This window comes from Sphingomonas sp. PAMC 26605 (assembly GCF_000241485.1).
Classification (GTDB): domain Bacteria; phylum Pseudomonadota; class Alphaproteobacteria; order Sphingomonadales; family Sphingomonadaceae; genus Sphingomonas.
In genome coordinates, this window is record NZ_JH584242.1 from 70,840 (window position 1) to 81,831 (window position 10,992).

Below are 10,992 nucleotides of genomic sequence, written 5' to 3' on the forward strand. Positions count from 1 at the left end.
AGCCAGTCGTAAGCCGTGCGACTCGATCTGGAGCAGCGGGTACCGGCGCGCTACCCGCTTCGGGCGATCCGTGGGCTGGTGAACGAGGCATGGTGCTACATTAAGAGTTTTCGTCCCAAGGATGAGATCGGAGCGGACGACCCGCCCGCCGACGGCCCGGGTGGGCGAAACGGCGAGATCGCCTTCCGCGACCCCAGGCACAGCAATGAAACCCATGCCTCGACCACCGATCCGGACGCGCAGCTGTATCGCAAGAGCCCCGGGGCGGGCCTACATGGGGGCACGTTCTGATGGAGAGCCGCAACGGGCTGGCGGTCGATGCCGAGAACACGCGCGTGGCAGGCTTTGCCGAACGGCTGACCGCGGTGGCGAAGCTTGACGATTTCAAGCGCCCGGAGGCGTGACGGATCACGCTGGCGGCGGACCGGGCAGACGACACATGCGACTTCGTCGCCGAGTTGCGGAAACGCTGCGTCACTCAGCGCGTCGCCGGGAATATGAACGGCTGGCGCCCCGCGATTAACGGTCGCACGACACGCCATCCAGGGTATCGCTCGAGTATCCGCGTCCGAAAACGGATCGAAGAGGTGTTCCGTTGGGTGAAGTCCGCAGCCGAACACCGCAAGACCCGGTTGCAGGGGCTTGCCCGGATACGCTTCGCCTTCCTAGGCTGCTGGAGACCGGGTGATGCGCCGCGCGCGCCGGCCTCGTCGCCACGTGGCGGATCGTGGCGGGCGGAACTTGGCCGCGCGACCATCTTGATCTGTGCGGCCCGCCTTATCTGCGCAAAGATGCCGACGGCACCGGTGAGATGGCGGTCGGAGCGCTCAGCGCCTTGGTCGGCGGCAGGTTCATTTCGAGCGGTGTCGACTGCGACTGGAATACTGCCGATGGAAGCGATCAGGTGACCGCAACCGGTTGGGCCGATCCTGCGCGCCAATGGCTGGCTCGATGGCGAAATCGCGTACGATAATGGCGACGATACCTCCTTCATCGCCAAACCTAGCATTACTTTGGCAGGTTAATGGAACCAGCTTGAATCGTCGTTGATTCCCGTTTGTCAGTATAGGCTGACGGACTTACGACGATGGCGGTGGACGAAAGCTGGCCGGACCGATCTGGAGCGATGGCTGGCGCCGTTTCTGGCAGGGTTGTCGCATCCGGCGCGGCGCAGGATGTGCCCGCAGTACATCGCCGGTTTGACCGGGCCTGGCGACCGCAAGAGCGTGCAGCCGATGGCTGCGCGAGGCGGCGAAGCTGGCTACGATCAGCTTCATCATTTCGTCGCAGCAGGGATCTGGGACAGCGCGCCGCTCGAAGCTGCGCTGCTGAAGGAGGCCGACCGGCTGGTTGGCGGGACCGACGCCTTCCTCGTGATTGACGACACGGCGATGCCGAAGAAGGGTCGTCACTCGGTCGGCGTCGCACCGCAATATGCCTCGTCGCTGGGCAAGAACGCCAACTGCCAGACGCTGTCTCGGTCACACTGGCATCGCGCGAGGTGCCGGTGATGGTCGGTCTTCGCGTGTTCCTGCCGGAAAGCTGGACCTCCGATCGGGAGCGCATGGCAAAGGCGAAGGTGCCTGCTGATCGACAGGTCGCCATGACCAAGCCGGAGATCGCGATCGAAGAGATCGACAGGGTGATGGCTGCCGGCGTGCGGTTCGGCTGCGTTCTGGCAGATGCGGGATACGGCATGAGCGCGCCGTTCCGCCAGGCGCTGAGCGTCGCCATGATCTTCCCGGTCTCGGGCCACGGTCGCCCGCGGCAACACCACATCCCCGACAGCAAGTCCGTGGCCGCCGAGAAGCTGCTGGCCGAGCAGCCATGGCGATCGGTCAGCTGGCGATGGGGTACGAAGGGACGGCTGACCGCACGCTTCGCGGCGGTGCGCGTTCGCGTCGCCGATGGTCCGACCCAGCGCCTCCGCGACATGGGTGGTCAGCATCTGCCCGGCGAGGACGTCCGGCTGGTCGGCGAGCATCGTTCGACCGGCGAGCGCAAATACTACCTCTCGAACCTACCTGCCGACGCCTCGATAAAGACGCTCGCCGGTGCCATCAGGGCGCGGTGGATCTGCGAGCAGGCGCACCAGCAACTCAAGGAAGAACTTGGCCTCGATCACTTCGAAGGCCGATCATGGACCGGCCTGCATCGACACGCGCTCATGACAATGATCGCCTACGCCTTCCTCCAGTCCCGCCGCCTCACCGCCGCGGGACGGAAAAAAAGAGTCGGGGGACCGCCGCCACAACCGACCATGCCGGCCGTCCGGCAGGCCATCCTCAACATATGCGCCAGGCCGCCGCCGACGCGCTGCCCGCATTGTGACGCGCCGCTCGATCTGCCCCTGAAATAGAATCTGCCAAAGTAGTGCTAGCACAATTTCAACTTCACACGGGTTCCCGACAATCTCCTCAGGCTTGTGCTTTTTGGCAGGCACTGGTCGTCGCTTCCTCGCTCCAGACGTTTATAGTCCATGGACCACTCAGCAGGAGGCAGTTCACAACGCTCTGGTGCCCCCGTAACACGCACCCTGTATCGCGGCAGCGGGCAAAACCATCGCGGTTTCCAACCCGGCCCCATCGTCAACACAGTCGCGGTGACCAGAAACGGAACAAAGACATCGACGGGCATTAGGTCACTCGCGACTTTAGATGAGACAGAGATGACCGTCATCGAATCGTCCCAGGACCTGGGCTTACGGGGTTTCAGCGGCGCTTCCCGCGCTGCTCAATTCGTTCAATTGCAACGGCGGCGCAATGTTTCAGGTGAAACTGCCGGGGGCCAGATCGCAATCTTCCCGAAACGGCGCGAAGGCAAATCCCGCAGCTCCTGCGCAGGGTCGTTCGCGTCGCAGAAAACAAGAGAGCATGCGATGCGTATTATCCTCGCGGCAACGCCCGCAACCGGCCATCTCGATCCCGTGCTCGGCATCGCACATCTGTTGCGTCGGCACGGGCACGAAACTCTGGTCTTGACGGGGTCGGCGTTTCGAGAGCGGGTTCAAGCGACGGGTGCAGGTTTCGCGGCATTACCGCCTGACGGCGATTGTCTTTGCGACATTGGGACAGGGCTTGCAGATCATACAAGGCTGGGCAGGGGCGCTGCGCTCGCAGCCGAACTCGACCGCGCTTTCGTAAAGCCGATGGTCGGGCAGTTTCGCGCCTTGGCATCGCTCATCGACAGCTACCGCCCGGACGGGGTGATCGCTGACCACTTGTTCCTCGGCGCGGTGCCGCTTATGCTCTCCCCGCCCGCGACCCGCCCGTTCGTCGCGTCGTGCGGGGTCACATTCCTGGGCTTGCCGCGTGAGGACGGTCTGCCGCACGGCTTCGGGCTAAGTTCCGCCCAAGATCCCGCAGCACGCGCGGCCGAACAAGCGCTGGTGACGCCGCAAACGGAAGCTGCGTTCGGTTCGGTCCAAGCGCGGTTCGTGAGCACCTTGCAAGCGATAGGCGTGAAGCCCCGGGGTTCTTTTCTCGATGTCGCCGCGCAGCACGCGGACATCTTTTGGCAGGGCGGGTTGCCTGAGCTCGATTATCCGCGCGCAAATTTGCCCACTCATATCCGCCATATCGGACTATGGCCGGCAGTGCCGCAACGCGTCGAACTTCCCGACTGGGCGGAGCGGCTGGCGGATGGGCGGCGCCTAATCCTGGTGACGCAGGGCACCGTTGCGAATGGCGACCTCGAACAGCTCCTGCTGCCGACACTGCGGGCGCTGGCGCACCGCAACGATCTTATCGTTATCGGCGCCACCGGCGGTCGCGATCCGACGGGAATCATCGTTCCCGACAATGCGCGTCTCGCCGCCAATCTGCCGCTCGATTGGGTGCTGCCACACGTGCATGCGCTAGTAAGCAATGGCGGATTCGGTACCGTCCTGCTGGCGCTGGCATGCGGCGTGCCTATGGTGATTGCAGGCGAGAGCGAGGACAAGCGGGAGATCGCGGCACGCATCGCCTCGTCCGGAGCGGGCCTTGATCTCCGGACGGCGCGGCCGAACCAGGCGGATATCAGCGCTGGCGTGGAGGCGCTGCTGGAGGCCAACTCGCCGCACCGGCGCGCGGCGCACGCGATTGCAAACGGTTTTGCCCGCTGTCACGGCGACGCAATCATTCTAGAGAGCCTGGAAGAGCACCGGCTTGGTATGTCGCGCGCTGCATGATTCAGCACAAACCAACGCCAGAACACGGCCTGGCGAGCTTGCAAATTTTGGAGAATTCTATGCGCTATTCATCCGCATTAGCTCAAGGGGCCCACACGATCTCGGTCGATGGCGTTGCTCAAGCCTATCACGTTGCCGGCTTTGGTCCCGTATGCGTCGTCCATCCGGGCGGGCCCGGTGGCGACTGGCGCTATATGCGCATGCCACTCCTTGAGGACCGGCTAACGATGGTCTATCTCGAGCCGATTGGAACAGGTGGATCGGGCCGGCTGCCGGAGCATCCAGCAGGCTACAGCATCGACCGCTACAGCCGCCAGCTTCACGGTTTTCTCTCGGCGCTGGATCTGACGGACATTTTTTTGCTTGGCCATTCGCATGGCGGTTTCGTGGCCCAACGCTATGCCCTCGACCATCCCGATCGGATCGCCGGCTTGATCCTGTACGCGACCTCCGCTGTAACGGGTCCCGCCTTTATAGAGGCGGCAGACCTGGCGCTTCGTCAGACCGTCGCTGGCTACTCGGAACCTGAGCACTCCGCAGCGGTTTTGCGCGCCTGGCAGACCGTCCCGGCGATATGCGACGACCTTCGCTATACCGAAACGATGCGCGGTTTGTTGCCGGTCTATTTTGCGGATCCCGGTCGTGACGTGAAGGTGATGGAGGCGTTGCGCGAGGCTTTACGCTTTTCGTTCGTGCAAGGCGACAACGCGCCCTTTGATGTCCGAGCGGAGTTGCCGCTGCTCACCGTCCCGACCCTCATCCTTGCCGGCGCGCACGACTTCATCTGTGGCTTGCACTGGGCCGCTATCTTGAACGATGCCATTTCCCGCAGCTTGCTTCTAAGTTTTGGCAAGAGTGGCCATTTCATCCACATCGAACAGGCCGGCGACTTCGCCGAGGCAGTAGTGCGGTTCAGCACCAGGAAATCGGGTTCGCCCGCAGTCTTGGAAACGTTATGATTATAGTTGAGCGCGAGGCGCGGGCCTGTCCCCGATCCGCGAGATGCGGAGTCATTCAGAGATGAAGCGGAGTTTACATTCCGGTCATGGACACGTTTTGCTCGCAAGCTTTGTTGGTACGAGCATTGAGTTCTACGACTTCTACATCTATGCGACCGCAGCAAGTCTTGTGCTCGGGCAACTGTTTTTCCCCGCATCCTCGGCGACCGGACAACAGATCGCCGCGTTCGCGACGATGGCCGTTGCGTTCGTCGCGCGTCCGGTAGGCGCGGCGCTGTTCGGTCATTTCGGGGATCGTGTCGGACGAAAATCTACCCTTGTAGCGTCTTTGTTGACGATGGGACTTTCGACGACTCTGATCGCGATCCTGCCAACCTATGAACAGGCTGGGCTCTGGGCTCCTCTAGCGCTGTGCACGCTGCGCTTCGGCCAAGGTGTAGGCTTGGGAGGAGAGTGGGGCGGGGCGGCCCTGCTCGCAATTGAAAACGCCCCGCGCGGCTGGCGCGCCAGATATGGCATGTTCCCTCAGCTCGGCGCGCCAGCCGGATTGTTCGTCGCCAACGGCGTCTTTCTGGCAATAGGGGAATGGGTGACTCCCATGCAATTTTACGTTTGGGGCTGGCGCATCCCCTTTGCGCTGAGCGCGCTACTAGTGGCCTTCGGGTTGTATATCCGCCTCACAGTTGCTGAAACTCCCGCCTTCACTGCCGCGCGAAATCAGGCCGCCCCCCCACGTGTACCCATCGCGGAATTGGTCTCGGTCCACGCAAAGGCAATCATCGCCGGTACAATCGGGGCAATCGGTTGCTTCGTTCTTTACTATGTCGCGACGGCGTTCACGCTGAGCTACGCCGTGAAGGCCTTAGGCTACTCGATGCAGCTCGCACTCGCGGCCCAACTTGCGGCCATTCCGTTTCTGGTCCTGGGCATTTTCCTCGCCGCGTGGCTGGCAGACACCCGCTTCGGCGAATGGCGGGTTCTTGCCGGCGGCTGCGCAGGCGCGATCCTGGCAGGGTGCTTGATTAGCCCAATGATCGAAAGCGGATCACCAGTGCTTCTTTTCGCCTATATAGCGTTGGCCCTGCTTACCATGGGTTTTGCTTACGGGCCGCTCAGCGGGTGGCTACCGACTTTGTTTCCGGCCCGCGTTCGATACACCGGCGTTTCCTTGTCCTTCAATTTGGCAGGAACGTTGGGCGGGGGGTTAACGCCGATCGTGGCCACCGCCCTGTCGGCGCGGGGCGGTCTTGGTCCGGTCGGGTTGTATGCGAGTTGCGGGGCAGCCTTGAGCCTGTTCGCACTTCTGAGCATCCGCAGGAAAGCTGCCGTTAGTGAATAAGGCCCTCACGATCCTGAGCGGCCCGACCCAACATTCTAATGCTGGAGAGATTAAGATGACATCGAACAGTCTGTTCGAGTTTGAAAGCGTTGAACCTCGTGCACCGCTCCCCCTGCTCGGCAAGGTCGCGCTTGTAACGGGCGGCGCACGGGGGATCGGCGCGGCGATCGTTCGCGCGCTAGCAGCAAATGGTGCTGATGTGGCCTTCACGTACAAGACCTCATCCGAAACCGCGAAGCAGCTTGTTGATGCGCTGCACCCGACTGGGCGCACCATCATTGCAATCGAAGCGGATTCCGCGACACATGGCGCCGGTGGAATGGGCGTCGTCAAGGCGATAGACAAGTTCGGTCGACTGGACGTCCTCGTCAACAACGCAGCGGTTAGCGCGGCCGGGCGTATCGAGACCTTCAGTTCCGAGGATCTCGATCAAGCGCTTGCCGTCAACCTGAAGGCCCCCTTCTTAGCTATCCAAAGTGTGTTGCCCCACATGCCCGACGGCGGTCGCATCGTGAATGTCGGCAGCGTTAGCAGCGACTATATGCCATATGCTGGCTATGCAGCGTATGTGATGACCAAAGCGGCGTTGCAGGGAATGACCCGCGGCCTGACCCGCGAGCTTGCAGAGCGGGGCATCACGATTAACACGGTGCAGCCCGGCCGGGTTGATACAGACCTATTGCGTCAGATGCTCGGCGCGAGATACGAACAGGTCAGGCGCTCGGCCCCCCTCAAGCGCTTCGGGGCTGCCGACGAAGTTGCCGCTTTGGTCGCTTATCTTTGTTCCGACGCTGCGGCTTATATCACAGGCGCAAATCTGCGCGTCGACGGCGGCGTGTCAGTATGACCCGCCCCAGCCAGGTTAACCCACGGAACGCACGATAGGCCGCGCGCAGTTCGACTGCGAAGAGTGTGGGTTGCTCCCACGCTGCGAAATGGCGGCTTGCCTCAGTGTCATTATAATAAGCGACGTTTTTGCGGGCACACTCGACCATTGCCGCGGCGCCCCCCAGAGCTAGTCGGGAAAAGATCGATACACCCACCGGAATTTTAACCGGCGGGGCGCGGCGTTGTCGGAAGCCAGAGCCTCGCAGCCGCCCGCGCCGGCCGGCTTGTTAGATGATGTAAGGCGGGACTTTAAGCGGCGTCGGCGGTTCAGTATCTGCGGCAACGCCTACATCCGCATGATTACGACACCGCAGGAGAAGATCGGTCACGGCATCGCGGATGCACTCGTAGTTCTTGCAGCCTAGCACTACTTTGGCAGGTTGAAGGAACCAGCTTGAATCGTCGTTGATTCCCATTTGTCAGTGTAGGCTGGCGGACTTACGACGATGGCGGTGGACGAGAGCTGGCGGACCGATCTGGAGCAATGGCTGGCGCCGTTTCTGGCAGGGCTGTCGCATCCGGCACGGCGCAAGATGTGCCCGCAGTATATCGCCGGTTTGATAGGTCCCGGAGATCGCAAGAGCGTGCAGCCGATGGCTGCGCGGGGTGGGGAGGCCGGCTACGATCAGCTTCACCATTTCGTCGCAGCGGGAATATGGGACAGCGCTCCGCTCGAAGCTGCACTGCTGAATGCGGCCGACCGGCTGGTAGGGGGCACCGGCGCCTTCCTCGTCATCGATGACACGGCGATGCCGAAGAAGGGCCGTCACTCGGTCGGCGTAGCGCCGCAATATGCCTCGTCGCTGGGCAAGAACGCGAACTGTCAGACGCTGGCTTCCGTGACGCTAGCGTCGCGTGAGGTGCCGGTGATGGTCGGCCTTCGCTTGTTCCTGCCAGAAAACTGGACTTCCGATCCGGAGCGCATGGCAAAGGCGAAGGTGCCCGCCGACCGACAAATCGCCCTGACCAAGCCGGAGATCGCCATCGAGGAGATCGACAGGGTCAGGATGGCAGGCGTGCGCTTCGGCTGCGTTCTGGCAGATGCGGGATACGGGATGAGCGCTCCATTCCGCCAGGCGCTGAGTGAGCGAGGTCTCTCCTGGGCGGTCGGCATCCCTTATCGCCAGAAGGTATATGCTGCCGATGTCGCCATGATCTTTCCTGTCTCTGGCCACGGTCGCCCGCGGCAACACCACATCCCTGACAGCAAGTCCGTGGCCGCCGAGAAGCTGCTGGCCGATCAGCCATGGAGATCGGTCAGTTGGCGACGCGGTACGAAGGGACGGCTGACCGCTCGCTTTGCGGCGGTGCGCGTTCGCGTTGCCGATGGTCCGACCCAGCGCATCCGCGACATGGGCAACCAACATCTGCCCGGCGAGGAAGTATGGCTGGTCGGGGAGCACCGCTCGACCGGCGAGCGGAAATACTATCTCTCGAACCTGCCAGCCGACACGCCGATCAAGACGCTTGCCGGCGCCATCAAGGCGCGGTGGATCTGCGAGCAGGCGCACCAGCAGCTCAAGGAAGAACTCGGCCTCGACCACTTTGAGGGTCGATCATGGACAGGGCTGCACCGACACGCACTGATGACGATGATCGCCTATGCCTTCCTTCAGTCCCGCCGCCTCACCGCCGCGGGACGGAAAAAAAAGAGTCGGGGGACCGCCGCCACAACCAACCATGCCGGCCGTCCGGCAGGCGATCCTCAACGTCTTCGCTAGGCCCCCGCCGAGGCGCTGCCCGCATTGCGAAGCGCCATTGGATCCACCCTCGACACACAATCTGCCAAAGTAGTGCTAGGCCGTGTTGACATAGTGGTTTTCCAAACGGATTGATCTCTGATCCAAGACTGGCTTTTGGCGGTAGCGTTGGGTCGAGGGGACGTGTCGGACGAGGAATGGTTCATCCTCGGGGTGCTGCTTCCCTCAGAGCGCGACCGCAAAGCCCGCCCATCGCACGACGACCGTCGCTTCCTGAACGGCATGCTGCACGTGTTGCGCGCTGGCTGCCCCCGGGCGCGATATGCATGAGCGCTACGGGAAGCGGAACTTGGTCTATGTCCGTTTCCGACGCTGGGCCGAACAGAGGGGATGACCACATCAAAGGTATCGTCGGCGCTGCTGCTATGGGCTGTCGGATCAACCGGTAGCCCGATGATCTTCATCTGCTCTATGATCGACCCGAGCCAACCATGTTCGATGAAGACGGCAGGGCATTTGGATGCCGAGATTGGACATGGATGACCGGAGGTCGACTCCGTCGATCATGGTGATGAACTGCGGTCAGGCATTCAGCCGCGCTTCCGCCCTTCGCCAATCATGACGCTCGGCACAATACTTCACGACCTGCTGGAAGTCGCGAAACTGCACGCTTACAACGTGCCGGCTCCGGTTTCGCGGCTCGCCCAACGCGCGAAATGAAGCCGGCGCTTGAGATCCGCTATACCCGCTGGTGGGACTGAAATCTGATTGGGCCGGATCGTTTTTGCCGCCTTTGCGGGCCGCACTTAGAGGCCGCGCCAAAAGCGCGGTGGCGCCCAGAGCGCCCGCTGCCGCCAGGACGCTGCGCCGCGTGGAATTTTCTATAGTTATCATCGGAACTTCATCGGAACGAATGATTCGGCCGGCGATTGTTCCAGCCGGCAGGATATGAGCACCCGCATCTGCGAGTTTGCCCTATGCTCGAGGGCACGCGTTACGGAACGGGCATTTAGCAGTACGACAGTCTGGCAGCCGCGAACAGCGCGCAGTGCGTGGCGCCGCCTGTCAGCATCGAACTGATAAACGGCAACGCTTAGCAGCGGCCGCGTGTTCGCTAGGAATCGCCCGGGACCGGCCGCCGAGTGACTAGAGCACCAGTAAATGCACGGTGCAAAGCGCCAAATCTGCCATCCAATGGTATGCTACCTAGCTTCATGGCTTGGTGTACTGCGCGATGACCCTCGGGCGATCGTAACCGCAGCCGGCCGCGCCCAGGCCGCCACTGAACCGCGCCGGGTCTACCGGAGGCGTTGGGTTGTGAGTCACGCTGCCATATCGATGTTGTCCGCGGCAGCATAATATTGATCTTCGGCTTCGGCAGGCGGGATGTTGCCGATGGGCTCCAGCAGCCGGCGGTGGTTGAACCAGTCGACCCATTCGAGGGTCGCGTATTCCACCGCTTCGAAGGATCGCCAGGGTCCACGCCTGTGGATGACCTCTGCCTTGTAGAGGCCATTGATCGTCTCGGCCAAAGCGTTGATGCTCCTATGTTGGTCAAGTGCCGTTTGCGTAGGGTTTCGCCGGGTGTTTGTCGGTGCAGAGATGCTGATAGATTTCACGGGCGATGTAGCGTTTGAGGCATCGACGGATTTCGCGAGGTGATTTCCCTTCCGCGGTTCGGCGCTGGATGTACTCGCGGGTGAGCAGCCCCCACTGGGTGGTCCGGGTAGATAGTTAGTGCATTGTCGTCTCCGCCGCCATTGTCGGGCGGAGGTGGAGCGAAGCGGAACCGGAGGCCGGCAATGGCGGTGTTGCCGCCTCGGGTGCAGGTGGGCGGTAACCCAGGCTGCTATGGGGCCGGACGGTGTTGTAATGGCGCCGCCACGCCTCGATCAGCACCCTTGCCTCGGCAAGGCTGTAGAAGACCTCGCCGTT

The 10,992-nt window shown here is 62.3% G+C and carries 7 protein-coding genes and 3 pseudogenes; 8 read left to right on the forward strand and 2 right to left on the reverse strand.

Features of this window, described 5'->3' with window-relative positions; genetic code table 11:
• Positions 1–15 precede the first annotated feature (15 nt).
• The 8 genes and pseudogenes from RH90_RS22200 to RH90_RS24785 form a co-directional block, all read left to right on the forward strand.
• The gene (locus RH90_RS22200) at positions 16–291 is read left to right on the forward strand and encodes a hypothetical protein (RefSeq protein ID WP_010187959.1); all 276 of its coding nucleotides are present in this window, start codon (positions 16–18) and stop codon (positions 289–291) included.
• An 884-nt stretch (positions 292–1,175) separates the two neighbouring features.
• Positions 1,176–2,359: pseudogene (locus RH90_RS18615) on the forward strand (IS701 family transposase).
• A gap of 309 nt (positions 2,360–2,668) precedes the next feature.
• Positions 2,669–4,171: a glycosyltransferase gene (locus tag RH90_RS18620; RefSeq protein WP_157134724.1), complete on the forward strand. Its 1,503-nt coding sequence runs from the start codon at positions 2,669–2,671 to the stop codon at positions 4,169–4,171.
• Entirely contained in the window at positions 4,168–5,130 is a 963-nt protein-coding gene (locus RH90_RS18625) for an alpha/beta fold hydrolase (RefSeq protein WP_198283467.1), read from the forward strand. Before RH90_RS18620 ends, RH90_RS18625 begins: the two co-directional genes overlap by 4 nt.
• A 61-nt stretch (positions 5,131–5,191) precedes the next feature.
• Entirely contained in the window at positions 5,192–6,469 is a 1,278-nt protein-coding gene (locus RH90_RS18630; RefSeq protein WP_010187965.1) for an MFS transporter, read from the forward strand.
• Between the two features lie 55 nt (positions 6,470–6,524).
• On the forward strand, positions 6,525–7,316 hold the full coding sequence (locus RH90_RS18635; protein WP_010187966.1) for an SDR family NAD(P)-dependent oxidoreductase: 792 nt from the start codon (positions 6,525–6,527) through the stop codon (positions 7,314–7,316).
• Between the two features lie 487 nt (positions 7,317–7,803).
• Positions 7,804–9,078 (forward strand): IS701 family transposase, encoded by a 1,275-nt coding sequence (locus RH90_RS18640; protein ID WP_010187967.1) that lies wholly within the window; start codon positions 7,804–7,806, stop codon positions 9,076–9,078.
• Between the two features lie 147 nt (positions 9,079–9,225).
• Positions 9,226–9,442, forward strand: a pseudogene (locus RH90_RS24785) (transposase); the annotation flags it as partial.
• Positions 9,443–10,379: 937 nt separating this feature from the next.
• Here RH90_RS24785 and RH90_RS18645 read toward each other — a convergent pair.
• Together RH90_RS18645 and RH90_RS22760 are read right to left on the reverse strand one after the other, a co-directional pair.
• Positions 10,380–10,595, reverse strand: a pseudogene (locus RH90_RS18645) (integrase core domain-containing protein); the annotation flags it as partial.
• A 196-nt stretch (positions 10,596–10,791) separates the two neighbouring features.
• Positions 10,792–10,992 (reverse strand): integrase core domain-containing protein (locus RH90_RS22760; RefSeq protein WP_010187969.1); only part of this gene is annotated, 201 nt, incomplete at its 5' end.

Excerpts from the sequence above, each read along its gene's own strand:
- RH90_RS18620 (WP_157134724.1), top strand. The coding sequence starts at position 2,669 with ATGACCGTCATCGAATCGTCCCAGGACCTGGGCTTACGGGGTTTCAGC.
- RH90_RS18625 (WP_198283467.1), top strand. The coding sequence starts at position 4,168 with ATGATTCAGCACAAACCAACGCCAGAACACGGCCTGGCGAGCTTGCAA.
- RH90_RS18630 (WP_010187965.1), top strand. The coding sequence starts at position 5,192 with ATGAAGCGGAGTTTACATTCCGGTCATGGACACGTTTTGCTCGCAAGC.
- RH90_RS18635 (WP_010187966.1), top strand. The coding sequence starts at position 6,525 with ATGACATCGAACAGTCTGTTCGAGTTTGAAAGCGTTGAACCTCGTGCA.
- RH90_RS18640 (WP_010187967.1), top strand. The coding sequence starts at position 7,804 with ATGGCGGTGGACGAGAGCTGGCGGACCGATCTGGAGCAATGGCTGGCG.